Raw genomic sequence first — 22,964 nt, forward strand, 5'->3', positions numbered from 1 at the left:
CTAATCCTCGCTATCCCCGCGTCTTCTTTGAATTTTTTCGTCTGCTGTCTATCCTTAGAGATAGCGTAAGCCTAAGACATGCTGGGAAGCTTCTCCTGTCTGCTCTCGGGCAGGTCATCAACAATGGAAGGTCACAACCTGATGAAACATCAATTACTGCTAGGTGCTATTCTTTTTTCACTCTCGGGTTCGCTGCTGGCGGCTGAATCGCTCTGCCAACAAAAAGAGCAGGATATTCAACGCGAGATCGATATGGCAAAACAGCACGACAACCAGCGCCGCGTTACCGGGCTGGAGCGCGCGTTGACCGAAGTCCGCGCAGGCTGCACCGATGAGAAGCTGAAATCTGCACATAGCGAACGCATCGCTGAGCAGAAGCACAAAATCGCCGAACGTGAGCGTGAGCTGAAAGAAGAGCGTCAGGATGGCGACAAGGACAAAATTGAGAAGCGCGAACGTAAGCTGCTCGATGCGCAGCACGAACTGAAAAAGCTTGAAGCTGAACCTTATTAATCGGACTTAACTCAATGCTGTAAAAGGAGATTTCCATGGCTAAAGAAACAACATCTGAACATCTGCGCGCTGAATTGAAAAATCTGGCTGATACCCTGGAAGAAGTGCTGAGCAGCTCAGCAGATAAATCCAAAGGTGAGCTGGATAAACTGCGTCATAAAGCGCGCGGCGCTATTGAAAGCTCCCGTGAACGTCTTGGCGACTCCGGCGAACGTATTGCACAAACCACGCGTGAAGCAGCGGAAAAAGCGGACGAATACGTGCGCGACAATCCGTGGCACGGCGTGGGTATCGGTGCAGCGGTAGGTATTCTCATCGGCATTTTAATCTCACGGCGTTAATGATGAGTGATAGTCAGCAAAGCCACGGCCCCGGCAAAGGGGTCTTTAACATCGGTCAACGGGTAGTTACCACGCTGGTTAGCATGGTCGAGACGCGCGTCAGACTGGCAATTGTGGAACTGGAAGAGGAAAAGGCCAACCTGATTCAGATGCTGATGATGGTGGGCCTTACTATGCTGTTTACCGCTTTCGGTCTCATGAGCCTGATGGTGTTGATCATCTGGGCGGTGGACGCACAATATCGCTTGATGGCGATTGCCATCACTACGGCGGTGCTATTTGCTCTGGCGCTCATCTTCGGTTTGTGGACGTTATACAAATCGCGTCAGTCAACGTTGTTGCGCCATACGCGTAAAGAGCTGGATACCGATCGTAAACTGCTGGAGGAGCATCGCTCATGAGCCGCCGCGAACGTGAAGCACGCATTCACGAACTGCTCAATCAGGTGCAGCAGCAGCGGCTTGACCTCAGCGCCGACAGCCGCGACTGGCTGACCAGCACCGCACAGTATGATCGCGGCTGGTTAACCATCATTGGTATGCGTCGTTATCTGGCGATTGGCAGCAGTGCATTGGCCATTTGGTCGATTCGCAGCCCCAATCGTCTGCTGCGCTGGGCCAAGCGCGGTTTCGGCGTCTGGAGCACCTGGCGCATGATCAAATCGACTTTAAATACCCGCTAGCTTCTCTCTCTAAAACCGGATCGAATTGATTCGGTTTTACTCCCCCTCAAATTTACTGAACAACATTGACAGTTTATCTCGCTTACAACTCTTTCAACCTGCGATTATCATCTTCCTCCATCAGCCCAGTGAACTGAAACAACCGGTTCAAGGGGATTCAAAACCCGCAGGCCAACAACCTGCAACAAAAACCTTGTTGGAGTAGATGATGAAAAAATTCGAAGACTCAGGCCTGCTGGTAGCACGCGTATTAATGACCATTCTGTTTATCACCGCAGGCTGGGGCAAAATCACCGGTTACGCCGGTACCGCACAATACATGCAGGCAATGGGCGTCCCAGGCTTCCTGCTGCCGCTGGTTATTCTGCTGGAGTTCGGTGGCGGCCTGGCGATTCTGTTCGGTTTCCTGACGCGCTTTACCGCCCTGTTCACCGCTGGCTTTACTCTGCTGACCGCGTTCCTGTTCCACAGCAACTTCGCGGAAGGTGTTAACCAGCTGATGTTCATGAAAAACCTCTCCATCGCCGGTGGCTTCCTGGTGTTGGGTCTGGTAGGTCCAGGCGCTTACAGCATTGACCGACTGATTCGTCAGCGCGTTCAGCCAGCGACCGCACGCTAAGCAGCACAAGCGTTAGAGAACACATATACTGAATTGCAGGGGCGGGGATTTTCCTCGCCCCTTTTTATTATGGAGGGCTTATGGGACAGCTGATTGACGGTGTCTGGCATGATACCTGGTACGATACGAAGTCAACCGGTGGCCGCTTCAAGCGCACAGAAGCCGTCTGGCGTAACTGGGTTACCGCCGATGGCAGCGCCGGTCCAACCGGCAAAGCGGGCTTCGCCGCTGAGCGTGGTCGCTATCATCTTTACGTCTCGCTTGCCTGTCCGTGGGCGCATCGCACGCTGTTAATGCTTAAACTCAAGGGATTGGAGGAGATGATTTCAGTTTCGGTGGTGCATCCGCTGATGCTGGAGAACGGCTGGACCTTTGACGCCAGCTTCCCTGACGCCACCGGCGATGCGTTGTATCAAAAAGAGTTTCTCTATCAAATCTATCTGCACGCCGATGCGCACTATTCCGGCCGTGTGACCGTGCCAGTGCTGTGGGATAAAACCCAGCAAACCATCGTTAGTAATGAATCCGCCGATATCATGCGCATGCTCAACAGCGCTTTTGATGCGCAAGGTGCCCGCGCGGGTGACTATTATCCGACGGAGCTGCGCGACAAAATTGATGAAGTGAACAGCTGGGTTTACGACACTGTTAACAATGGCGTGTATAAAAGCGGTTTTGCCACTTCGCAGGCGGCGTACGATGAATCGGTAACGGCGCTGTTCCATTCGTTAGCGCGTCTCGAACAGATTCTTGGCCAACACCGCTATCTCACTGGCAACCAACTTACCGAAGCCGATTTGCGCTTGTGGACCACACTGGTGCGCTTCGACCCGGTCTACGTCACCCACTTTAAGTGCGATCGTCACCGCATCAGTGATTACCGTAATCTGAGCGGCTTCCTGCGCGACATCTATCAGATGCCAGGCATCGCTGACACGGTTAATTTGCCGCACATTCGCCATCACTACTACTGCAGCCACAAAACCATCAACCCAAGCGGCGTGATCTCGCTGGGTCCAGCCTTTGACTGGGATGAGCCACACGGCCGGGGTTGATGTTCTTACCCTCTCCCAACGTGGAGAGGGAACTTTAGGCAAACTTAATCAGCACCATACCGATCAACAACAATCCCACGCCCAGCCAGCCAACCCGACTCAGACGCTGGCCAAACAGAATCCAGCCTGCCGCCACGGTGGCGACCAATCCCAGCCCGCCCCATAACGCGTAGGCGACCGTCAAATCGATGCCTTTCACCGCCTGCGCCAGCGCACTGAACGCCGCCAGCACCGCCACCAGCGATAACACGCCAAACAGTGGACGGCGGAAACCGTTGGAGTATTTCAGGAAGATATTGGCGACGATCTCCAGGCCAATGGCCAGCGCCAGCCATGCGATATGTATCCAGTTAAACGTTGCCATGGCGCAGCTCCTTGCGGCTCAGCGTGCCGGATTTGATCAGGACAATGCCGAGGATCAGCGTCAGCAGGCCGGCTACTTTGATGGCGGATAAGGCTTCATCGAACAACAGCACGCTAAACAGCGTAATAAACAGAATGCCAATGCCTTCCCACATGGCATACGCCACGCCAAGGGCAATACGTTTAATGGCGAAGGATAAACAAATATAAGAAAGTGCGATCATCACCAGCATAAAAATATAACCGGCGTTGCCACCGTTTACGCTGGCCCATTTCATTGAGACGGTGCCAATAATTTCCGCGGCGATCGCCAGCGCTAATAAAATCCAATACAGCATGATTTCTCTCCTGAACGAGAAATAAACGCCACCCACGCGAAAATAGGCGTGTTAGCAAAGTTAAATTAAAAAGTCAGAATAGGAGAGAACGGAACTAAAGCGCGAAGCGCCAGTGCTGATCGCAGATTGAGCAGTTTGATTCAGAGAGAGAGGAGGAGAGTGAAGCCTTATTTGACGCAAACATTTTGTCCATAAAATTACAACTTATCCACGTTGTTGCTTCTCGTCAGTGTGGATTAAATTTGTCCTCAGTAGTTAAACACGCGCTTATTCTGGCATAGCGGCAGTAATGTTTTCAGGGATTTTCATTTCTTTACGTGGAGGCGTTTAATTAAAAGTGTGTGTATTCCCTCTCCCAGAGGGAGAGGGAACTGTTTATTGCGGTTTGAAAGATCGCTCGATCGGTCCCTTCTCCCGCCTGCGGGAGAAGGTTAGGATGAGGACCAGCACGCACAAGCCTCAGAAAACACAAAACCCGCCGAAGCGGGTTTTGTGTTTAAAAAAGTCGAAACTGACCGATAAGCCGGGTTCTGTCGTGGACAGTCATTCATCTAGGCCAGCAATCGCTCACTGGCTCAAGCAGCCTACCCGGGTTCAGTACGGGCCGTACCTTGTGAACCCCTATTTGGCCTTGCTCCGGGTGGAGTTTACCGTGCCACGAACTGTTGCCAGCCGCGCGGTGCGCTCTTACCGCACCCTTTCACCCTTACCTGATCCCATTACTGGGCCATCGGCGGTTTGCTCTCTGTTGCACTGGTCGTAGGCTTGCGCCCCCCAGGCGTTACCTGGCACCCTGCCCTATGGAGCCCGGACTTTCCTCCCCTTTGCCCGTCTCCCCCCGAAAGAGGACGACGACAAAGCGGCGACTGTCTGGTCAGCTTCGGCGCGGGATAATAGGCGATTTGCCAGCGTTTGTCACGCCTCTTGCTGCTCCAGCGCGTACTTATAAAGCGCGTTCTTCTTCACCCCATGAATTTCCGCCGTCAGCGCAGCGGCTTTCTTCAATGGCAGCTCTTTTTGCAGCAGCGCCAGCGTGCGCAACGCCTCCGCCGGCAGCGCTTCTTCATCCGCTTTATGGCCTTCAACAATCAGCACCATCTCGCCTTTACGACGATTTTCATCTTCCTGCACCCACGCCAGCAACTCGCCGACCGGTGCGCCCTGAATAGATTCCCACGTTTTGGTGATCTCACGCGCCAGCACCACGTAGCGCTCGCCGCCCCACACGCTGACCATATCCCGCAGGCTATCGATCAGGCGATGGGTCGATTCGTAGAAAATCAGCGTACGCGGCTCTTCACCCAGCGCGCGCAGCACATCGCAACGTCCTTTGCTTTTGGCCGGTAGAAACCCTTCGTAACAGAAACGATCGGACGGTAACCCCGCCGCGCTTAATGCTGTAATCGCCGCGCAGGCACCTGGCAACGGCACCACGCGCACACCAGCCTCACGGCAGCGACGTACTAAATGGTAGCCGGGATCGTTGATTAACGGCGTGCCGGCATCGGAGACCAGCGCGATGCTCTGGCCCTCTTGCAGCTTAGCTAACAGCACCTCAGCTTTCTGCTGTTCGTTGTGGTCGTGAAGTGCGAAGAGTCGCGCATTGATGGCGAAATGTTGTAGCAACAGCCCGGTATGACGTGTATCTTCCGCTGCGACTAGATCGACGCTTGAGAGCACCGTCAACGCTCGTTGAGTGATATCACCCAGGTTACCGATCGGGGTAGGAACGATATAGAGCGTGCTGGCAGAAATCTCTGCCCGATCGAGTTGTTTCATTGTTTCATCCGAATTGCCGATTTAATATTGAGCATCTTGAAAAAAACATCACTGGATACAGTATGCTTCCTTCAAAAGTCGTACGTCATAAAGCAGGACGCTTAGTACCTGTTCTTCTCGCTGGGCTGATTTTAGCCGCCTGTAGTGGTCAGGGACCGCAACAAACCTCTAACGTCAATATTCAGGGTCCTGCGACTGGCCGGTCTGACTATTATCTGCAGCAGGTGCAGCAAAGCAGCGATGATAGCAAGACCGACTGGCAATTACTTGCCATCCGTGCCCTGTTGAAGGAAGGAAAGTATCCGCAGGCGGCGAATCAGCTCAATCAATTGCCGCAGCAGTTAAGCGAAGTGCAACAGCAAGAACTGCTGCTGCTGCGCGCGCAGATGCAGATTGGGCAGCAGGATTACACCGGTGCGCAACAGCTGCTGGGCCAGGTGAAAAGCGGCGGCCTGTCGCAGGACCAGCAGGTGCGTTACTACGCGCTGCAAATCGCGGCGGCACAGAATCGCCCTTCACTCTCGCTGCTGCGTGCCTATATAGCGCTGGAGCCGCTGCTGAAAGGTGCCGATCACCAAAGCAATATCGATGCAACCTGGCAAGCGCTGACGCAGATGACCCAGGATCAGATCAACAGCCTGGTGATCAATGCTGATGAAAATACCCTGCAGGGCTGGCTCGATCTGCTGAATACCTGGCGCGCAAACAGCCAGGACCCACAAATGTTGAAAGCGGCGATTCAGGACTGGCAGACGCGTTATCCGCAGAACCCAGGCGCGAAGACACTGCCAACCCAGCTCAGCCAGGTGCAGAACTTCACCAAAGCGTCGACCAATACCATCGCGCTGCTGCTGCCGCTTAACGGCCAGGCGCAGGTGTTTGCCAATGCGATTCAGAAAGGCTTCACCGATGCGCGCAATGGCGTGCTCAATGCACCGGCACCGCAAGCCGCTCCTGAGGCTAATACAGCCGATGCCAGCGCACAGCCGCCAGCGGACGCCAATAGCGTGGTCAGCCCCGCCGTTGCAGGTAACACACCGCCGCAAACCGAGCAGTCACAGCCAGCCGCACAACCCGCCGCCCCACAGGGCAACAGCAATGCGCAGGTGAAAGTGTATGACACCAGTAGCCAGCCGATTGCGCAGGTGATGCAGCAGGCGCAGCAAGATGGCGCCACGCTGGTGGTCGGCCCGCTTCTAAAAAATGACGTTGAAACCGTCGCCAATAGCAACACGCCGCTTAACGTGTTGGCCCTGAACGAGCCAGAACAGATCCAGAACCATCCGAATATTTGTTACTTTGCGCTTTCTCCTGAAGACGAAGCACGCGATGCCGCGCACCATATCTACGAGCAAGGCAAACGCCAGCCATTATTGCTGGTGCCGCGCAGCAGTTATGGCGACCGTATCAGCAAAGCGTTCGCGCAAGAGTGGCAAACGCTGGGTGGCTCAACCGTACTGCAGCAGCGTTTTGGCGGCGTCGGCGAACTCAAGCAAGGCATCAACAGCGGTGCGGGTATCGCGTTAAGCGGCACGCCGCTCAACGTTGAGCCTGCACAATCGCAGAGCGTGGCGATTGCTGGCCTGACGATTCCTGCACCGCAAACCAGCGCACCGGCGCCAACGGCCGATGCCAGCAGCGGTAGCGTTGATGCGGTGTACATCGTCGCCAGCCAGGATGAGCTGCAGCTGATCAAGCCGATGATTGCGATGCGCACCAGCAGCCGCAACAATACCGCGCTGTACGCCAGCTCACGCAGTGCGCAGGCGGGTGCAGGCCCGGACTTCCGTCTGGAGATGGATGGCCTGCAGTTCAGCGATATTCCGCTGCTGTCCGGTAGCAATCCGAGCTTAATGCAGCAGGCGGCGAAGTCGTTTAACAACGATTATTCGCTGGTTCGCCTCTACGCGATGGGCATTGATGCCTGGACGCTGGCGAATAACTTTAACCAGATGCGTCAGGTGCCTGGCTTTGCCATTGATGGCAACACCGGCAAGCTGAACGCCGACACGGATTGCGTGATCAACAGGAAGTTGGCATGGAACCAGTATCGTCAGGGACAGATCGTTCCGGTGCAGTAAACCGCCAGCGCATTGGCGCTGAGCAGGAACAACTGGCGCGTCGCTATCTGGAGCGCGCCGGGCTGCAGTGGTTTGCCAGCAATGTACGCTGTCGCAGCGGGGAAATTGACCTGATTATGCGCGACGCCGATTGCTGGGTATTTGTTGAAGTGCGCTATCGACGCGATGCGCGCTACGGCGGTGCCGCCGCCAGCGTAACGCGCCAGAAACAACAAAAGCTGCTGCGTGCCGCTGCGCTCTGGTTGCTGGCGCGTGGCGGCAGTTTTGATACGGTGAATTGCCGTTTTGACATCATTGCCATTACCGGGCGTGAGCTGGAGTGGCTGCCCGATGCCTTTAATGCCGATGGATAGAACCAGGTGGTCTTGTGCAGGACAGAATTAAAGCGTGTTTTACCGAAAGTATTCAGACCCAAATCGCCGCAGCCGAAGCGCTGCCCGATGCGATTTCCCGCGCCGCGATGACGCTGGTGCAGTCGCTGCTGAACGGTAACAAAATCCTTAGCTGCGGTAACGGTGCGTCGTCGGCGAATGCCCAGCATTTTGCCGCCAGCATGATTAACCGTTTCGAGACAGAGCGCCCTAGCCTGCCTGCGCTGGCGCTGAGCGCTGATAATGTGATGCTGACGGCGATTGGTAACGATCGTCTGCACGATGAAATCTACGCCAAGCAGGTTCGAGCGCTTGGTCAGGCTGGTGATGTGCTGCTGGCCATTTCCACCCGTGGCAACACCCGCGATATCGTCAAAGCGGTTGAAGCTGCGGTTACCCGCGATATGACCATCGTTGCGTTAACCGGCCACGACGGCGGTGAGCTGGCGGGCCTGCTCGGTCCGCATGATGTGGAAATTCGCATTCCATCACATCGCAGTGCGCGCATTCAGGAAATGCATATGCTGACGCTGAACTGCCTGTGCGATTTGATTGATAACACTTTATTCCCACACCAGGAATGACTGAAGGAGCTCAAATGAAAGCATTGAACGCTGTCGCCATTCTCTTAACCGCCATGCTGCTGCAAGGTTGTGTTGCCGTGGTTGCCGGCGGCGCTGCCGTCGCCACCAAAACCGCCACTGATCCGCGCACCGTGGGCACGCAGGTCGATGACGGTACGCTGGAGCTGCGCGTCTCGAACGCACTGGCAAAAGATGAACAGATCAAAAACCAGGCGCGCGTGGTTGTCACCGCTTATCAGGGCAAAGTACTGCTAACCGGCCAGTCGCCAACCCCGGATCTGGCAAGCCGTGCCAAACAGATCGCCATGGGCGTTGATGGAGCCACCGAGGTGTATAACGAAATCCGTAATGGACAGAAAGTCAGCCTCGGCACCTCGTCATCGGATACCTGGATCACCACCAAAATCCGCTCGCAGCTGCTGGGCAGCGATCAGGTGAAATCCTCCAACGTCAAAGTGACCACCGAAAACGGTGAAGTGTTCCTGTTGGGACTGGTTACTGCAGAAGAAGCGAAGGCGGCGGCCGATGTTGCCAGCCGGGTGAGCGGCGTGAAGCACGTGACTACGGCCTTCACCATTCTCAAATAAGCATTAAAGCAAAGCATCAGGGCGACTTCGGTCGCCCTTTTTTGTGCGTGAGGGTTAGGCGGGAAGGTCAATCACCAGCGCGCGCAGCGGCGTTCTGGCCTGCAGGCTAATCTGGTTCTCATCGCTGAGAAACGCGCCGTCGCCGCAGCCTAGCGGCTGCTGGTTGGCGCTGCTGGCCTGCACATCCAGCGAACCATGGATCGATTGCAGGTAAGCGCGCGGTCCGTGCAATTTCACCGTGTACTGCTCGCCCGGCGCTAGCGTCACCTGATGCACCCAAACCTGCTGGCGCATCTGCAGGCTGCCCTGCGCGCCATCGGGCGAGGCGATCAGTACGCTGGTTTGTTGCGGCAGGTCAAGCTTCTGCAACAGCGGGTTTTCACGTTCCGGACAGGCCGCCAGCCACAGTTGCATGCGGGTTAACGGGCGATCTTTGCTGATGTTAATTTCACTGTAATTCACGCCCTGACGCGCAGAGAGCAGCATCGCCTCGCCTTCACGCGCCACCAGATGATTGCCTTCGCTGTCGCGATACTCGGCTTCACCTTGCAGCACCAGATTCAGCACATCGACCTGCGGATAACTGCGCGGCTGGAATGCGGCGCCCGGTGCCAGAATTTCCTGGTTGAGTACGCGCAGCGACGCGTAGCCCATTAATTTTGGATCGAAATAGTGGCCAAATGAGAAGCTGTAGCGCGCCTGCAACCAACCGAAATCGGCCTGGCCACATGCGGACGCGCAGCGGGTTGTCATCATGATAATCCTCCGACGCGCTGCGGTGAGAACCGACCGCAGGCTTGATGGGATTATGGTAAAAGTCTGGACGCCGGATTGTAAGCCAGTTAATCTGCCTGGCATGTTCAAATTTACTGACAGAGAATCGGCATGGCAAAAGACCGCGCGTTAACCCTTGAAGCTTTACGTGTGATGGATGCTATTGACCGTCGTGGCAGCTTTGCCGCTGCGGCCGATGAACTGGGTCGCGTCCCTTCCGCGCTGAGTTACACCATGCAGAAGCTGGAAGAAGAGCTGGATGTGGTGCTGTTTGACCGTTCCGGCCACCGCACCAAGTTCACCAACGTGGGCCGCATGCTGCTGGAACGGGGCCGCGTGCTGCTGGAAGCCGCCGACAAGCTCACCACCGATGCCGAAGCGCTGGCGCGCGGTTGGGAAACGCATCTCACCATTGTTGCCGAGGCGCTGGTGCCTTCCGAGCGTTTATTCCCGCTGGTTGAGAAGCTGTCAGAAAAAGCCAATACGCAAATTTCTCTCATCACGGAAGTATTAGCCGGTGCCTGGGAAAGGCTGGAACAGGGCCGCGCCGATATCGTGATTGCCCCGGATATGCACTTCCGCGCCTCAACCGAAATCAACACCCGCAAGCTGTACAGCACGATGAGCGTCTACGTTGCCAGCCCGGATCATCCAATTCATCAGGAAGCTGAGCCGCTGTCAGAAGTGACGCGCGTGAAGTATCGCGGTATCGCGGTGGCGGACACCGCGCGCGAGCGCCCGGTGTTGACGGTGCAGTTGCTGGATAAGCAGCAGCGTCTGACGGTAAGCAGCATGGATGATAAACGCCGCGCGCTGCTGGCCGGTTTGGGTGTGGCGACCATGCCGTATCCGATGGTGGAGCAGGATATCGCCGAAGGTCGTTTACGCGTGGTGAGCGCCGAGTATACGCGCGAAGTGGACATTATTATGGCGTGGCGCCGCGACAGCATGGGCGAAGCCAAAGCCTGGTGTTTGCGTGAGATTCCGAGGTTGCTGGCGAAGCGCGGGTAGATTGTGCACGCAGTCCCCCTCCTCGGTCCTCCCCCATAAATGGGGGAGGAAGATGCTGCCACATGTTAGTGATGAAGCTGCATCTCCTTCCCCCGCTTGCGGGGGAAGGCCGGGATGGGGGACAGCATGCACAACCCTTACATCCGACTCAAACAATCGATCGCCACCGCTTTAAAACTGACAAAATCCGCGCAATCACGTAGCCGCGTCATCGCCCTTTCGCGCAGGAAGGTGACGAACAGATCGTAAATCGCCATCGCCTCTTCGTATTCACTCTTACTGATCGCCAGCAGGAAAATCACCGACGCCGTCTCCTCGCCCCAGCTCACTCCATGCGGCGCCAGCACCGTGTAGACCACGGTTTTCTGCGCCAGCAGTCCGAGTGAATGCGGCAGCGCGATGCCTTCGCCGAGCAGGGTGCTGACAATCGCTTCGCGCTCCTCAACCGACGGATAAAAATCCGCATCGACAAAACCTTCGCTCTCCAACTGATCGCACAGCAGGCGGAACAACTCTGACTGCGCCATCGGCTTATCCAGCACCATAAAGTGCTGCGCGTCGAAGTACTTCTCCAGCATGTACGGGCGCGTGCGATCCACCAGCACCAACTTGCCGAGCTGCTCCAGCTGGAACTCGGTTGGGAATGGCGACATCACCGCAATCGGCTTGTTCTTCTCGCTGAGCCGCGCGGTGGAGATCACGAAGTCTTCATCGATATGCTCGCGCAGTTCATAGTCGCGCTGTGACAGCCGCGCCGTCACCACCAATTGCGGGTATTTGCGCAGCAGCAGCGCCTCAATCATGCGCAGCGTGGAGTTGCCGCTGTCGCACACCAGCAGCACCTGTGGATGGCGCTGATAGCCGACGTCGTAATGCCTCTCCAGCCCAACACCAATGTGCAGCACCAGGAAACCGATCTCGTTCTCACTGATAGTGTAAGGCGTGTATTTACCCCAGTTAGTCACCGCCGCCAGCGTCACATCGTAGGCCATTGGATAGTGCTGTTTGATGTTGCTCAGCAGCGGATTAGGGATATGGATTTGGTAGCGCACCCGCGTGATCATGGTTTTGATATGGGTGAGCAGATCGGCGCGCAGCTGCTCATCATGCTGCAGCCGATAGTTGTAATGGGTGTTGATGTAATTCAGCAGGTAATCGACCAGCGCATCGGCGTCGTCAGCGTTAATGGTGCTCGGTGCCAGCGCCTGAATCTGGCGGGCGGCGATGTTGACCCGCAGCCAGTTCTCTTCCGCCTGTGAAATCGGTTTGCCGACCAGCGGACGCATCAGGTTAATCAGATCGTGCGCCGCCTCGCGCACTTCCTCGCCCACATCTTCCGCACCCGGATCGTTGAGCGGGAAACCTTCGCTGATGCGTCGTACCGCCACCGCGCAGTAGATTTGCAGATAGCGGTCGCCTTCATCGCTGAGGCGAATGGCGTGCTGGGCGAAGCACTGTTGCAGCAAAGGTTGGAGCTGCGCCAGAATGCCGCTGTGCAGCGCTTCCACCGTCAGCAGCGGGCTGTCCGGCGTCTCCTGATCGATCTGCCACAGCAGGTCGGTTAAGCAGGTGCGGATCGCCGCCTCGCTGCCAAACAGCTTCATGCCGTAATGCGGTTTGGTTTCGATATTAAGGTGATAGCGGCCCAACCATTCGCGCACTTCTGCCATATCGCTTTGCAGCGTGGCGCGGCTGACAAACCACTCTTCGGACAGATCTTCCAGCTTGATCGAATACGCCGCAGTCAGAAAGCGCGTCAGCAGATAGCGCACGCGCTCCTGCGAGGTACGCGGCACGCGCAGTGGCGTCGCGCTCTCTTGCTGTAAGCGGCCAAAGCGCGCCGCATCGTCAATTTTGAGTTGATATCCCGCGCCGCGCGCCAGCACAAACTGCGCGCCATGCTGTTCCAGCAGCGCGTTCAGCGCGGTGATATCGGTGCGCACCGTGCGCGTTGAAACGGAAAAGCGACGTGCCAGCTCATCCTGCGGCAGCGTTTCATTTTGCAGCGCAGCGAAAAGCTGAGTCAGACGCTGATTGGGAAATCTCACGGAGCCTCACCTGTTACTCATTTGTTACAGCAGTTTCTTGCACGTTGCCAGAAGCTGACGCACATCGTCAATGCGCGTGTCGCCGCTTGCGCTATCGATAATCGAACTGTAAACGTGCGGGATCACTTTGCTGACGCCCGCATCGAGCGCAATACGCACAATCTCTTCGAAGTTGTTGAGATCGATGCCGCCGGTGGGTTCCAGCCAGAAGTCGTGACGCGCGCAGGCTTCCGCCACCGCGCGATACTCATTCACCGCTTTCAGGCCGCCCATCGGGAAGTATTTCACCGAGCTGCCGCCCATGTCCTGCAACATGGCGATGGCGCTGTCGATCGGTACAATCGCGTCGGCGTTCTTCGAGCTGCGCGGTCCGGTGGAGATTTTCACCAGGCCCGGCGTGCCGGTCGGTGAAATCAAACCGTTTACCACGGTTTGATTCTGGCCGAGCAGCGCACGGCTGGTCGCCACGCCGGTGAAGACCTGATTGACGTGCTGCGGTTGCAGCACCGCCGAGATCTCACTCACCATCGCCGACTGGTTCGGATCGCCCGCGCCCAAACCCACGGACAGCGCATTGTCGATCAGCGCCGCATACTCACGCATATCGGCAATGGCTTCTTCGTTGCTGGCGTAGTTTTTTGACAGCACGCCCACCAGCACATGGCCTTCAGCCGCCTGCCAGATCGCTTTGGCGTTCTGCTTCGAACCGGCCAGCACGTTAAGGCACAGGCGATCCTGATAGAAATTCGGGTTCAGACTCATGCGCGTTTTCCTCCGCTGATCAACGCCTGAATAGCGCTAAAGATGATGTGCAGCTGATCGGCGCTAACGCTGCGCACATCGGCTTCGATAATGCCTTCGCTGGCTTTGTAGCCACGGAAATAGATGGCGATGTCGCCAGTTTTCAGCGCCTGCACCAGTTCGCCAGTCGGCCAGCCGGTGACCGCTTCATCAAACTTGATCTCGGCACGCGCAATATCGCGTCCGGCGGCATCCCACACCACGCGGGCGGTGACGCCGTTCAGCGTGTTGAGGTTGTCGATAAACGGCGTCATGTTGGCCACCATCTCGGCGCCGGTGGTTTTTGGCTGCACCAGATAGTTTTCAATCGCCTGCGTCAGGCCGAGAATGCCCTCTTTGCCGACTTTCATCGCGCGGCCAATGCCGTTGCTCTGACGCTTCACCCACTCAACGTATTGCGTGCGACCAATCACTAAGCCGCTGGTCGGCCCTTCAATCGCCTTGGCGCCGCTGTAAATCACCAGATCCGCGCCCATTTGGTAGTAGCACTGCAAATCTTCTTCCGCTGCCGCATCAACGATCAGTGGAATGCCGTGCTTGCGCGCCACTACCGCTGCCTGCTCCACGCTAAGATGGCTTTTCTGCACGCAGTGGTGCGATTTGATGTACATCAGCGCCGCCGTGGTCGGCGTGATTGCCGCCGCCAACTGCTCTGGCGAACATTCGTTGCTGTAACCGGCTTCGATCAAACGCCCGCCGCCCAGCGCCACCATCGTGCCAACCGGCGCGCCGAAGTTCACGTTGTGCCCTTTTGGCACCACGATATCGTGCGGCACGCTGAGCGGCGCGGCGTGCAGGTTCTCCAGCAGCCAGTCGTTATCTTTAACAATCACCGCCGCCACGCTCTGCGCAATGCCCGCTGAGGCGCACGACACCACCACCGCGCTCTCCACGTCCAGCAGTTTGGCGATGTAAGCGCCGGTCTTGTTGACCAGATCTTTCATCTCGAAATAGTGATTCAGACCGTAGCTGATGGTCTCCACCACATCCGCAGACGGCGTGGAGACGCCGAGAATGGTCATGCGGCCCGAGGCGTTGATGACCTGTTTCAGGTCATATTTTTCATAGATCGAAGACATGATTCGCTTTCCCTTCATCAGTCAGATGCCAGTGACCGGCGATAACCACGGCCAGCGGCAGAATATGTTGTTCACCTAATACCCGTTCGCCTTCAGCATCAACGAACGGGCAGGCTTCCTCTTTGACGGTAAAAATGGTCAGGTCGGCGTCATAACCGGCGGTTAAGCGCCCTTTGCCCGCCAGACGCAGGCCAGCAGCGGCATTAACGGTGACGCACTCGATGATTTGCGGCAGCGTCATGCCAATGCTAAAGAATTTCGACATCACGTGCGCCAGGCTATGCACCGGGCCGTTGATGCGGTTACGACAGTAAATGTCGGAGCTGATGGTGTCGGGCAGAATGCCCTGCGCAATCGCCTGACGCGCCACCTCAAAACTGAAGCTGGCGCCGCCGTGGCCGATATCCAGCTTCACGCCGCGCGCGATGGCATTTTTCACCGCTGCTTTCAGTTCGCCCTGCGATGACAAGATACGGTTCGGCTTGCCGTTAAAGCAATGGGTAATGATGTCGCCGGAGGTCAGCAGATCGGCGATCTCTTCCAGCACCGGCGGATTGTTGCCAATGTGCACCATCAGCGGCAAATTGCCGGCTGCCTGCTGAATCGCCTTGGCCCGCACCAGCGGCTGAATGCCGTTCTCGCCCACCACGCTGCTGCTCATGCGCGCTTTCAGGCCAACGATAAAGTCGGGACGGCGTTTCACCGCCTGCACCACCGCATCGCCATCAATCTGCGCCATATCGGCCAGCTCGTTTTGCGTCACAATGCCGGTGCGTGAAATGTTGATCAGCGCGCGTACTTCGGTGGTAGCCGAACGCGTGAGCTGATAAAAGTCGTCGATGTCATCAGCGCCGGTGCTGCCGGCATCCACCACCGTGGTGACGCCTTGCGCCATGCCAATGGTGTCGGCATCGTCGTGATAAATCGGGGATTGGGGATAACAGTGCACGTGGCTATCAATCCAGCCAGCGCTGACATAGTAACGTCCGGCAAGATCGCGCTCCTGCTGTGCCGGGCCGCTCACGTCGCCGACGGCGGCAATTTTGCCGTGCTGGATGGCAATATCCACCAGCAGTTCGTCACACAGACGTGCGCGGCGCAAAATCAGATCAAACATGCTTACTCCTCACGTACAAACGCTCATTTCGTAGCGGCGCGATTTATCGCGCAATAAATGGCGCCGCTACGGATATGTGCAGCCATATGGCCGCACATCAGTATCAGAGTGAGATTGGGAACATCGCACCCAACACCATCGCGCCCAAAATCGCGCCGCCGGTAATAGGCTTATTCCACAGGTAGAACAGCAGCGCCCCCACCAGCGAACCGAGACCAATGGGAATCGACGCCGCCATGGCAGAAAGGATAATCAGCGGCCCGAGGAAACGGCCCGATGCGTTACCCGCGCCCATCATCACGTCTGCGCCGTAGGTTGAGTCGCTCTGGTTGATGGTGAACTTACGCGCCAGGATGATCAGATAACCTATCGCTAAGCCCACCACCAAACCCGTGGCCAGCGATGCGGCAAAGTTGGCGACCGGGAACACAATGCCGGCACCGAGCAGCAGCGCAGGCACGCCGAGGCCGACGCCGGTCTGGATCGCGCCGCCAATATCGAGAATCCCCACTAGCGAACCTTCGATAATGCGTGCAAACAGGAAGCTGGCACCAAACGCCGCCACCGCACCATACACGCCGGTTTCCATACCGGAGCGCAGCATCGAGACAAACGCCACTTCGTTAAAAGCACCAATGCCGTACAGGTAATACATGTGCGTACCGGCAAATACGCCGGAGGAGAGCAGGCCAACAAAAATCGGGAAAGACCAGTCGGCGTACCAGAACCCTTTGTTTTCGTTCTCGTTCATGCTGATGGCTCCTTATTTGCCGCTGACGCTGTTGTGGATCATATCCAGCCAGCCCGGAATACCCAGCTGGAAGGATTGCAGCAGTTTCAGATCGAAACCGCGGAAGAAGCCGCTCAAGGCAAACAGCAGCACGATGGCAAACATCATCACCTTGGTGACTTTGTTCCAGCCGCTCTCTTCCACACCCTTACCGATCAGGATGCCCAGCACCAAACCCGGTACGGCGTTACCCATGATCAGCTGCGCCAGACCGCCAAAAATGGTGGCCCAGAAGCCAGATTTCTTACCGGCATCAATCGCTGCCAGCCAGAAGATCACTGGCATCACGGTATTCACCAGCAGGTTAGCCGCCGGCACCAGCACTTTTACTGCGGTAACCTGCAGCGCCGCCGGAACCGCAGACGCCGTGCTGTTAAGGAAGGCCACCACAATCATGCCGATGATGCCGCAGGCAATCGCCATGCGTTTCGGGTTGTGCAGCGTTTCCGCCACGTTGCGGTTTTTCACCATCAGTGCCGCCGCGCCCCAGTTCGGCAAAATGCGGTGATCGACGTCCTGCGTGAAGGAACCCGCTGCCACGGATGATGCCCAGGCGTTAAAGAAGAAGCCGAGACCAAAGGAGAAGTGCGATGCCGGATCGCCTTCACAGGAATTGAGTTCTCCCAAGGTACGGAACGCGCCCATACCTTGTGTGGTCGGTGCGTGGAACATGCGCGCTGCGCCCGCTCCCACCCCGACGCCAACCAATCCGCCAATGATTAACGACTTAAACAAAATGATTAAAAACATGTCGTCGTACCCTTGTTGTCGTTTTTATTAAGTCGCTATGAAGTCCACCTTGTCGGTGTCGATCACAGTGACGCTAACGGTAATGTCCAGCTCAACGCTGTAATTCCGTCGCTCACGCGCGAGGAAGAAGAACAAAAATTTTTCCTTGCGCACGCTCTCCTGCGCGCGCAGCACCCGCACATCTATGGGTTCAATGCGCAACAGAATCTTTTGGCTGGTGCGCAGCACTTGCTGCTGCACCTTGCTGAGCGCATCGGCAAAGGCTTTTGCTTTACTGTCGCCTTTGCCCTGCACCGTTACCTGCGTCTCGTATTGCTGTTTCATACTTAGCTGCCGTGTTTTTTAGTCCAGGCCTGCACCAGACGCTCACCCAGCTCTTCTTTATCCATAAAGCCGAAGCCCAGCACGGTGGCACCTTCATTGATGGCGGTAACGCCTTCGTCAATCGAACGCATCCCGTGTTTGGCTTTGTAGCCATATTTGTTCTGCGCGGTAATTGCACCGGCGCCGCCGCTGCCGCAGAAGGAGATACCGAAGTCGGCGTTTTCCGCTTTCATCACGTCGCCCAGCTTCATGTCGGCTGCCACGCCTGGCACCACCACCGCACGACCACCGGCTTTCTCGATGCCCGCTGCTACTTTCTGACCTTTACCCAGACGATCGCCAATCACTACAGTTACCATGTTCAATTCCTCGCAATTTATGCTTCGTTCGATTTCGCCACTTCGATATGGACGGACAACAACCAGGCTTCCTCTTTGGGCAGATTGCCAAACAGATCCACCACCTGCTGCGCCAGCGCCATGGTTTCCGGCGAGATATCTTCAAACAGCTCAGCTTCTACTTCCGGTAGCGCTTCACCCGTTAAAGAGCGCGATGCCATCGCCCGGACATGCGAAGCCAGCATCTGATGCTGCACGGCGTTGGCTTCGATATGATGTGCGGCGTAGATCGCTGCAATTTGGCTTAACACCTTATCCGCCAGCGCCTGGATCGCTTCCGGCGTGCTCTGTTTCAGCGGGACAGCTTCACTCCTCACCTTGTTACTCCTGTTTACAGCGGACAATTACAGATATTTCTCGTTGATAAGAAAGTACGCTTTCCCCTTGAGGCTGTTGAGTCGCAACTTTTCCACCTCAAAGTGGAAATCCCGCGGGCGAGTGTGCGCCAGATCTCAGGACGCACGAAGTGTGTGAAAGCGGTCACAAAATGCGAGAAGTGATGGATTTAGGCGGATTAAAACGGAGAGAAAGCAAAGAGGAATAAGGCCAGCCACGGGGCTGGCCGGGTTATCAGCGGAATTTCTTATGGTTGGCATTGCGAATATCTTCCAGTTTCTTCGCTTCGGCCTTGGCTTCGTCCAGCTTGTTGGCTTGCGCCAACTGATCAACCACATCGATCTGGGCAATCAGCGAATCCAGACCGGCGTGATAATCCTTGATCTGCGCGCTATCGGCCGCCTGACCTTCCAGTTTTTCCGGCGTGGATTGCTTAGCATCCGTTGCCGCCTGGCGCATCTTACCCAACGCGGTATGCATCTCCTGCGCGTCAGAGGTTTTCTTCACTACGCTCAGACCATCCTTGAGCGTATCCATATCTTTTTCTAAATCGGCTGCAAACACGCTAGCCGAGGAGAACAACAGCGATAACGACAACACTGCAATCACATGCTTATTACGCATTGGTATGTCCTTTTATTATTGTCGGGCCAAAAAAAAAGCAGCCTTGCGGGCTGCTTTCAAAAAGCGATGACTCTTATTGTCCGGCGATTTTCATCTCCGGCAGCAGCACCGAACCGCATTGTATATTGCTGCGGGTTTCAATGTCGTTACCGACGGTTACCATATTGAGCCACATCTCCTTGAGGTTGCCGGCGATTGTGATCTCGCTCACAGGATATTGAATCTCACCGTTTTCCACCCAGAATCCGGATGCGCCGCGTGAATAGTCGCCGGTCATGCCGTTGATGCTGGAGCCCATCATCTCGGTTACCACTAAACCGGTGCCCATCTGCTTCAGCAGGTCGTCAAAGCTGTGGCCCTGACCGGCAATACGCCAGTTATGGATGCCGCCTGCGTGGCCGGTGCTCTGCAAGCCGAGCTTGCGCGCCGAGTAGCTGGTCAACAGCCAGTTCTGCAGCACGCCATCTTTAATGATGTCACGCGATTGGGTGCGCACGCCTTCGCTGTCGAACGGCGTGGATGCCAGGCCTTTCAGCAGGTGCGGATGCTCTTTAATGGTCAGCCACTCGGGCAGAATCTGCTTACCGAGCGAATCAAGCAGGAAGGTCGATTTGCGGTATACGCTGCTGCCGCTGATCATGCCCACCAGATGACCAAACAAACCGGTCGCCACTTCTGGCGCGAAGATCACCGGCGCTTTCATGGTCGAAAGCTTGCGCGGTGCCAGACGCGACAGCGTGCGGCGGGCGCACTCGGCGCCAACCCATTCCGGGCTTTTCAGATCGTCAAAAGCGCGGCCAATGGTATACGCGTAATCGCGCTCCATATTGCCGTCCTGCTCGGCAATCACACAGCTGGAGAGCGAATGGCGGCTGGAGCAGTAGCTCTGCAACATGCCGTGGCTGTTACCAAAGACTTTGATACCAACGTGGCTGTTGAAGCTGCCGCCTTCGGTGTTGGTGATGCGCTTGTCCGCCTGCAACGACGCTTGTTCCGCCTGAGCGGCCAGTTCGATAGCGCGATCGGCATCGATCTCCCACGGATGGTAGAGATCGAGATCCGGCGCGTCAAACGCCAGCAGATCGGGATCGGCCGGTGCGCCAAATGGATCCACCGAGGTGTAGCGCGCAATGTCGATCGCCGCCTGCACGGTGCGTTTGATCGCATCCGGGCTGAGATCGGTGGAGGAAGCGCTGCCTTTACGGTTTTGATGGTAGACGGTGATGCCGAGCGCACCATCGCTGTTGAATTCGACGTTTTCCACTTCGCCATAGCGGGTACTGACGCCGATGCCGGTGGTTTTCGTGACCGCCACTTCAGCGCCATCGGTGCTGGCTTTAGCCAGTTCCAACGCCTGCGCGACAGCCTGTTCCAACACTTTACGTTGTTCTGCAACCTGAGTAGATACGTTCATCGACCTGCCGTCTAATCTTAAGTATGAATTGTTTGAGTCTATCAGACTCAGAGAACAATTTCGCAGTCGCCCGATAAACTGGTAGGATTAGCCTCTTTTTTTTGGGAGCCAAGAGATGACCAAGCAGCCCGAAGACTGGCTCGACGATGTGCCGGATAATAATGACGAAGAAGATGAAGAGATTATCTGGGTCAGCAAAAGCGAAATTAAACGCGATGCCGAAGAGCTAAAACGCCTGGGTGCCGAGCTGGTTGAGCTGGGGAAAAATTCCCTCGACAAGATCCCACTCGACGAACAACTGCGCGACGCGATTGAACTGGCGCAGCGCATCAAGAAAGAAGGCCGTCGCCGTCAGCTGCAGCTGATCGGTAAGATGTTGCGTTCACGCGATGAAGATCCGATTCGCCAGGCACTGGATAAGCTGAAGAACCGCCACAACCAGCAGGTTGCGCTGTTCCATAAGCTGGAGATTTTGCGCGATCGTTTGATCGAGCAAGGTGATGACGCGGTCGCTGAAGTGTTTAACCTCTATCCGCACGCCGATCGTCAGCAACTGCGCAGCATGATCCGTAACGCGCAGAAAGAGAAAGCCGCGAATAAGCCGCCAAAATCTGCCCGCCTGATTTTCCAGTATCTGCGCGAGTTGGCAGAAGCGTAAGTTTTCTGCGATTTTCCCCTTATCCCAACCTTCTCCCGCAAGCGGGAGAAGGGGCTGACCGAGCTCCACCTAAATATTCCCTCGCCCGCTTGCGGGAGAGGGCCAGGGTGAGGGGAAAACCCGCACCATCACCGCCCTAACCGCTCCAGCAGTTTCTGGTGAATACCACCAAATCCGCCGTTACTCATCACCAGGATCGAATCGCCTGGCTGGGCTTTCTTCGCCACCATTTCCACCAGCGTATCGATATCCGCGCTCCACTGCGCTGGCTGAATGCACGCCTCGGCCACATCGGAAACCTGCCACGGAATATGGTGCGGCTGGAACAGGAACACTTCGTCTGCGCGGCCCAGCGATGGCGCTAATTCGTTCTTGCTCACGCCCATCTTCATGGTATTTGAGCGTGGCTCCAGCACCGCCAGAATGCGTGCGGTGCCGCCCACTTTGCTGCGCAGCGCCGCCAGCGTGGCGAGAATCGCGGTAGGATGGTGAGCGAAATCGTCGTACACCTTGATGGCGTTCACTTCACCGCGCAGTTCGAGACGACGACGCGCATTGATAAAGCTGCTCAGCGCTTCACCGGCATCCACCGGTTTCACCCCAACATGACGCGCCGCTGCAATCGCCATCAGGCCATTGTGCATGTTGTGCTCGCCCACCAGCGCCCAGTTCACTTCGCCGACTTTCTCGCCGTCGAGCCAGATCTCCCAATGTGAAGAGTCGGGCGTCAACTTTTTCGCCTGCCAGTGACCGTTATCGCCCACCGTTTCCTGCTCGCTCCAGCAGCCCATCGCCATCACTTGCTTGATGTTGTTGTCGTGCTCCGGCAGCAGGATCTTGCCCTGGCCCGGCACGATACGGATCAAATGATGGAACTGCTTCTGGATGGCGCGCAGATCGTCAAAGATATCCGCGTGATCGAATTCGAGGTTGTTGAGGATCAGCGTGCGCGGGCAGTAATGCACAAACTTGGAACGCTTGTCGAAGAACGCGCTGTCGTACTCATCCGCTTCGATGACGAAGAATGGACTTTTTCCTAATTTTGCCGAAACCTCGAAGTTTCCTGGCACACCACCGATGATAAAGCCCGGTTCCAGGCCGCAGGCCTCGAGAATCCACGCTGCCATGCCGGCTGTGGTGGTTTTGCCGTGGGTTCCCGCCACCGCCAGCACCCAACGATCGCGCAGGACGAAATCGTGTAGCCATTGCGGGCCGGAGAGGTAAGGAATGTTGCGTTCCAGTACCGCTTCGACACAAGGATTGCCGCGCGTCATCGCGTTACCAATGATCACCAGATCCGGTTGCGGATCGAGCTGGCTGGCATCGTAACCTTCAGTCAATTCAATGCCTTGCTGTTCCAGCAACGTGCTCATCGGCGGATAGACATTGGCGTCTGAGCCGGTCACTTCGTGTCCCAGCGAGCGCGCCAGCATCGCCAGTCCGCCCATGAAAGTGCCACAAATCCCGAGGATGTGAATACGCATAAAGAGATCCATTACTCAAAAGTTCGGCGCACAGTGTAACGCC

The 22,964-nt window shown here is 56.5% G+C and carries 28 protein-coding genes and 1 other RNA gene; 12 read left to right on the top strand and 17 right to left on the bottom strand.

Translation table 11 applies throughout. The annotated features are described in order from the left end of the window. Positions 1-141 precede the first annotated feature (141 nt). The 6 genes from KVT28_RS19605 (at position 142) to KVT28_RS19630 (ending at position 3,210) form a co-directional block, all read left to right on the top strand. Entirely contained in the window at positions 142-513 is a 372-nt protein-coding gene (locus KVT28_RS19605; protein WP_146001298.1) for a DUF1090 domain-containing protein, read from the top strand. Positions 514-548: 35 nt separating this feature from the next. After that, positions 549-854, top strand: a complete 306-nt coding sequence (locus tag KVT28_RS19610; RefSeq protein ID WP_007890363.1) for a YqjD family protein — start codon at positions 549-551, stop codon at positions 852-854. 2 nt (positions 855-856) lie between these two features. Next, the gene (locus tag KVT28_RS19615) at positions 857-1,255 is read left to right on the top strand and encodes a phage holin family protein (protein WP_192236531.1); all 399 of its coding nucleotides are present in this window, start codon (positions 857-859) and stop codon (positions 1,253-1,255) included. Beyond that, positions 1,252-1,536 (top strand): YqjK-like family protein, encoded by a 285-nt coding sequence (locus KVT28_RS19620; RefSeq protein ID WP_008103516.1) that lies wholly within the window; start codon positions 1,252-1,254, stop codon positions 1,534-1,536. Before KVT28_RS19615 ends, KVT28_RS19620 begins: the two co-directional genes overlap by 4 nt. Before the next feature lie 208 nt (positions 1,537-1,744). Continuing rightward, positions 1,745-2,155 carry a DoxX family protein gene (locus KVT28_RS19625; RefSeq protein ID WP_008103518.1) on the top strand — a complete coding sequence of 137 codons (411 nt, stop codon included), beginning with the start codon at positions 1,745-1,747 and terminating at the stop codon, positions 2,153-2,155. A gap of 80 nt (positions 2,156-2,235) precedes the next feature. After that, positions 2,236-3,210, top strand: a complete 975-nt coding sequence (locus KVT28_RS19630) for a glutathione S-transferase family protein (RefSeq protein ID WP_217549745.1) — start codon at positions 2,236-2,238, stop codon at positions 3,208-3,210. Between the two features lie 34 nt (positions 3,211-3,244). Here KVT28_RS19630 and mdtI read toward each other — a convergent pair whose 3' ends face one another. The 4 genes from mdtI to rsmI form a co-directional block, all read right to left on the bottom strand. Beyond that, a complete protein-coding gene (mdtI, locus tag KVT28_RS19635) occupies positions 3,245-3,574 on the bottom strand; it encodes a multidrug/spermidine efflux SMR transporter subunit MdtI (RefSeq protein ID WP_176970535.1) in 330 nt (109 codons plus the stop codon). Continuing rightward, complete coding sequence (gene mdtJ, locus KVT28_RS19640; RefSeq protein ID WP_199559718.1) at positions 3,561-3,914, bottom strand: multidrug/spermidine efflux SMR transporter subunit MdtJ; 354 nt, start codon at positions 3,912-3,914, stop codon at positions 3,561-3,563. The genes mdtI and mdtJ overlap by 14 nt, the downstream gene beginning before the upstream one ends. Positions 3,915-4,414: 500 nt before the next feature. Next, an RNA gene (gene rnpB / locus KVT28_RS19645) (RNase P RNA component class A) lies at positions 4,415-4,793 on the bottom strand. Between the two features lie 33 nt (positions 4,794-4,826). Continuing rightward, positions 4,827-5,690 carry a 16S rRNA (cytidine(1402)-2'-O)-methyltransferase gene (rsmI, locus tag KVT28_RS19650; protein ID WP_217549747.1) on the bottom strand — a complete coding sequence of 288 codons (864 nt, stop codon included), beginning with the start codon at positions 5,688-5,690 and terminating at the stop codon, positions 4,827-4,829. Between the two features lie 62 nt (positions 5,691-5,752). Between rsmI and KVT28_RS19655 the strand changes: the two genes are divergently transcribed. From KVT28_RS19655 to dolP, 4 genes are read left to right on the top strand one after another with little or no spacing between them, the layout of a single operon-like run. Next, on the top strand, positions 5,753-7,771 hold the full coding sequence (locus KVT28_RS19655) for a penicillin-binding protein activator (RefSeq protein ID WP_217549749.1): 2,019 nt from the start codon (positions 5,753-5,755) through the stop codon (positions 7,769-7,771). Next, positions 7,729-8,124, top strand: coding sequence for a YraN family protein (locus KVT28_RS19660; RefSeq protein WP_008103534.1), 396 nt, complete (start codon positions 7,729-7,731; stop codon positions 8,122-8,124). The genes KVT28_RS19655 and KVT28_RS19660 overlap by 43 nt, the downstream gene beginning before the upstream one ends. Positions 8,125-8,138: 14 nt before the next feature. After that, the gene (gene diaA, locus KVT28_RS19665) at positions 8,139-8,726 is read left to right on the top strand and encodes a DnaA initiator-associating protein DiaA (RefSeq protein WP_007890352.1); all 588 of its coding nucleotides are present in this window, start codon (positions 8,139-8,141) and stop codon (positions 8,724-8,726) included. A gap of 14 nt (positions 8,727-8,740) precedes the next feature. After that, a complete protein-coding gene (dolP, locus tag KVT28_RS19670; RefSeq protein ID WP_101762899.1) occupies positions 8,741-9,313 on the top strand; it encodes a division/outer membrane stress-associated lipid-binding lipoprotein in 573 nt (190 codons plus the stop codon). A 54-nt stretch (positions 9,314-9,367) separates the two neighbouring features. Here dolP and KVT28_RS19675 read toward each other — a convergent pair whose 3' ends face one another. Further along, the gene (locus KVT28_RS19675) at positions 9,368-10,069 is read right to left on the bottom strand and encodes a pirin family protein (protein ID WP_192236162.1); all 702 of its coding nucleotides are present in this window, start codon (positions 10,067-10,069) and stop codon (positions 9,368-9,370) included. A 129-nt stretch (positions 10,070-10,198) separates the two neighbouring features. Between KVT28_RS19675 and KVT28_RS19680 the strand changes: the two genes are divergently transcribed. Continuing rightward, a complete protein-coding gene (locus KVT28_RS19680) occupies positions 10,199-11,098 on the top strand; it encodes a LysR family transcriptional regulator (RefSeq protein ID WP_101762897.1) in 900 nt (299 codons plus the stop codon). Positions 11,099-11,235: 137 nt separating this feature from the next. On the opposite strand, the gene KVT28_RS19685 is transcribed toward KVT28_RS19680, so the two are convergent. The 11 genes from KVT28_RS19685 to pmbA all read right to left on the bottom strand — a co-directional run bounded on the left by KVT28_RS19685 (position 11,236) and on the right by pmbA (position 20,779). Then, on the bottom strand, positions 11,236-13,146 hold the full coding sequence (locus KVT28_RS19685) for a transcription antiterminator (protein WP_217549751.1): 1,911 nt from the start codon (positions 13,144-13,146) through the stop codon (positions 11,236-11,238). A 24-nt stretch (positions 13,147-13,170) separates the two neighbouring features. Continuing rightward, entirely contained in the window at positions 13,171-13,908 is a 738-nt protein-coding gene (locus KVT28_RS19690; RefSeq protein ID WP_101762895.1) for a KDGP aldolase family protein, read from the bottom strand. Beyond that, entirely contained in the window at positions 13,905-15,026 is a 1,122-nt protein-coding gene (locus tag KVT28_RS19695) for a DgaE family pyridoxal phosphate-dependent ammonia lyase (RefSeq protein WP_217549753.1), read from the bottom strand. Before KVT28_RS19695 ends, KVT28_RS19690 begins: the two co-directional genes overlap by 4 nt. Further along, positions 15,010-16,143, bottom strand: a complete 1,134-nt coding sequence (locus KVT28_RS19700; RefSeq protein ID WP_217549755.1) for an amidohydrolase/deacetylase family metallohydrolase — start codon at positions 16,141-16,143, stop codon at positions 15,010-15,012. The genes KVT28_RS19695 and KVT28_RS19700 overlap by 17 nt, the downstream gene beginning before the upstream one ends. Before the next feature lie 103 nt (positions 16,144-16,246). Next, positions 16,247-16,894 carry a DUF4310 family protein gene (locus KVT28_RS19705; RefSeq protein WP_064738408.1) on the bottom strand — a complete coding sequence of 216 codons (648 nt, stop codon included), beginning with the start codon at positions 16,892-16,894 and terminating at the stop codon, positions 16,247-16,249. A 12-nt stretch (positions 16,895-16,906) separates the two neighbouring features. After that, the gene (locus KVT28_RS19710) at positions 16,907-17,683 is read right to left on the bottom strand and encodes a DUF4311 domain-containing protein (RefSeq protein WP_101762892.1); all 777 of its coding nucleotides are present in this window, start codon (positions 17,681-17,683) and stop codon (positions 16,907-16,909) included. A 27-nt stretch (positions 17,684-17,710) separates the two neighbouring features. Beyond that, positions 17,711-18,007 carry a DUF4312 family protein gene (locus KVT28_RS19715; protein WP_137386587.1) on the bottom strand — a complete coding sequence of 99 codons (297 nt, stop codon included), beginning with the start codon at positions 18,005-18,007 and terminating at the stop codon, positions 17,711-17,713. Positions 18,008-18,009: 2 nt separating this feature from the next. Further along, the gene (locus KVT28_RS19720; RefSeq protein WP_008103553.1) at positions 18,010-18,366 is read right to left on the bottom strand and encodes an SFCGS family glycine-rich protein; all 357 of its coding nucleotides are present in this window, start codon (positions 18,364-18,366) and stop codon (positions 18,010-18,012) included. A 17-nt stretch (positions 18,367-18,383) separates the two neighbouring features. Further along, positions 18,384-18,722 carry a glycine dehydrogenase gene (locus tag KVT28_RS19725; protein WP_101762890.1) on the bottom strand — a complete coding sequence of 113 codons (339 nt, stop codon included), beginning with the start codon at positions 18,720-18,722 and terminating at the stop codon, positions 18,384-18,386. A gap of 253 nt (positions 18,723-18,975) precedes the next feature. Next, the gene (cybC, locus tag KVT28_RS19730; RefSeq protein ID WP_110867416.1) at positions 18,976-19,365 is read right to left on the bottom strand and encodes a cytochrome b562; all 390 of its coding nucleotides are present in this window, start codon (positions 19,363-19,365) and stop codon (positions 18,976-18,978) included. Between the two features lie 73 nt (positions 19,366-19,438). Then, positions 19,439-20,779: a metalloprotease PmbA gene (gene pmbA, locus KVT28_RS19735; RefSeq protein WP_217549757.1), complete on the bottom strand. Its 1,341-nt coding sequence runs from the start codon at positions 20,777-20,779 to the stop codon at positions 19,439-19,441. 115 nt (positions 20,780-20,894) lie between these two features. Between pmbA and yjgA the strand changes: the two genes are divergently transcribed. Beyond that, entirely contained in the window at positions 20,895-21,437 is a 543-nt protein-coding gene (yjgA, locus tag KVT28_RS19740) for a ribosome biogenesis factor YjgA (protein WP_101762888.1), read from the top strand. A 128-nt stretch (positions 21,438-21,565) separates the two neighbouring features. Here yjgA and mpl read toward each other — a convergent pair whose 3' ends face one another. Further along, on the bottom strand, positions 21,566-22,921 hold the full coding sequence (gene mpl, locus KVT28_RS19745; protein WP_137386589.1) for a UDP-N-acetylmuramate:L-alanyl-gamma-D-glutamyl-meso-diaminopimelate ligase: 1,356 nt from the start codon (positions 22,919-22,921) through the stop codon (positions 21,566-21,568). Between the last annotated feature and the right edge of the window lie 43 nt (positions 22,922-22,964).

Source organism: Pantoea sp. GbtcB22 (assembly GCF_019091025.1).
GTDB lineage: Bacteria > Pseudomonadota > Gammaproteobacteria > Enterobacterales > Enterobacteriaceae > Pantoea > Pantoea leporis.

What these genes read in the sequence shown, in the direction of transcription:
- KVT28_RS19700 (WP_217549755.1), bottom strand. Translation starts at nt 16,143, where the DNA reads ATGTTTGATCTGATTTTGCGCCGCGCACGTCTGTGTGACGAACTGCTG.
- rsmI (WP_217549747.1), bottom strand. Translation starts at nt 5,690, where the DNA reads ATGAAACAACTCGATCGGGCAGAGATTTCTGCCAGCACGCTCTATATC.
- mpl (WP_137386589.1), bottom strand. Translation starts at nt 22,921, where the DNA reads ATGCGTATTCACATCCTCGGGATTTGTGGCACTTTCATGGGCGGACTG.
- KVT28_RS19610 (WP_007890363.1), top strand. Translation starts at nt 549, where the DNA reads ATGGCTAAAGAAACAACATCTGAACATCTGCGCGCTGAATTGAAAAAT.
- KVT28_RS19625 (WP_008103518.1), top strand. Translation starts at nt 1,745, where the DNA reads ATGAAAAAATTCGAAGACTCAGGCCTGCTGGTAGCACGCGTATTAATG.
- KVT28_RS19675 (WP_192236162.1), bottom strand. Translation starts at nt 10,069, where the DNA reads ATGATGACAACCCGCTGCGCGTCCGCATGTGGCCAGGCCGATTTCGGT.
- cybC (WP_110867416.1), bottom strand. Translation starts at nt 19,365, where the DNA reads ATGCGTAATAAGCATGTGATTGCAGTGTTGTCGTTATCGCTGTTGTTC.
- KVT28_RS19615 (WP_192236531.1), top strand. Translation starts at nt 857, where the DNA reads ATGAGTGATAGTCAGCAAAGCCACGGCCCCGGCAAAGGGGTCTTTAAC.
- KVT28_RS19690 (WP_101762895.1), bottom strand. Translation starts at nt 13,908, where the DNA reads ATGAGTCTGAACCCGAATTTCTATCAGGATCGCCTGTGCCTTAACGTG.
- KVT28_RS19720 (WP_008103553.1), bottom strand. Translation starts at nt 18,366, where the DNA reads ATGGTAACTGTAGTGATTGGCGATCGTCTGGGTAAAGGTCAGAAAGTA.
- KVT28_RS19605 (WP_146001298.1), top strand. Translation starts at nt 142, where the DNA reads ATGAAACATCAATTACTGCTAGGTGCTATTCTTTTTTCACTCTCGGGT.
- KVT28_RS19705 (WP_064738408.1), bottom strand. Translation starts at nt 16,894, where the DNA reads ATGAACGAGAACGAAAACAAAGGGTTCTGGTACGCCGACTGGTCTTTC.
- KVT28_RS19710 (WP_101762892.1), bottom strand. Translation starts at nt 17,683, where the DNA reads ATGTTTTTAATCATTTTGTTTAAGTCGTTAATCATTGGCGGATTGGTT.
- KVT28_RS19630 (WP_217549745.1), top strand. Translation starts at nt 2,236, where the DNA reads ATGGGACAGCTGATTGACGGTGTCTGGCATGATACCTGGTACGATACG.
- dolP (WP_101762899.1), top strand. Translation starts at nt 8,741, where the DNA reads ATGAAAGCATTGAACGCTGTCGCCATTCTCTTAACCGCCATGCTGCTG.
- KVT28_RS19660 (WP_008103534.1), top strand. Translation starts at nt 7,729, where the DNA reads ATGGAACCAGTATCGTCAGGGACAGATCGTTCCGGTGCAGTAAACCGC.
- KVT28_RS19680 (WP_101762897.1), top strand. Translation starts at nt 10,199, where the DNA reads ATGGCAAAAGACCGCGCGTTAACCCTTGAAGCTTTACGTGTGATGGAT.
- yjgA (WP_101762888.1), top strand. Translation starts at nt 20,895, where the DNA reads ATGACCAAGCAGCCCGAAGACTGGCTCGACGATGTGCCGGATAATAAT.
- KVT28_RS19655 (WP_217549749.1), top strand. Translation starts at nt 5,753, where the DNA reads ATGCTTCCTTCAAAAGTCGTACGTCATAAAGCAGGACGCTTAGTACCT.
- KVT28_RS19620 (WP_008103516.1), top strand. Translation starts at nt 1,252, where the DNA reads ATGAGCCGCCGCGAACGTGAAGCACGCATTCACGAACTGCTCAATCAG.
- KVT28_RS19695 (WP_217549753.1), bottom strand. Translation starts at nt 15,026, where the DNA reads ATGTCTTCGATCTATGAAAAATATGACCTGAAACAGGTCATCAACGCC.
- KVT28_RS19715 (WP_137386587.1), bottom strand. Translation starts at nt 18,007, where the DNA reads ATGAAACAGCAATACGAGACGCAGGTAACGGTGCAGGGCAAAGGCGAC.
- pmbA (WP_217549757.1), bottom strand. Translation starts at nt 20,779, where the DNA reads ATGAACGTATCTACTCAGGTTGCAGAACAACGTAAAGTGTTGGAACAG.
- mdtI (WP_176970535.1), bottom strand. Translation starts at nt 3,574, where the DNA reads ATGGCAACGTTTAACTGGATACATATCGCATGGCTGGCGCTGGCCATT.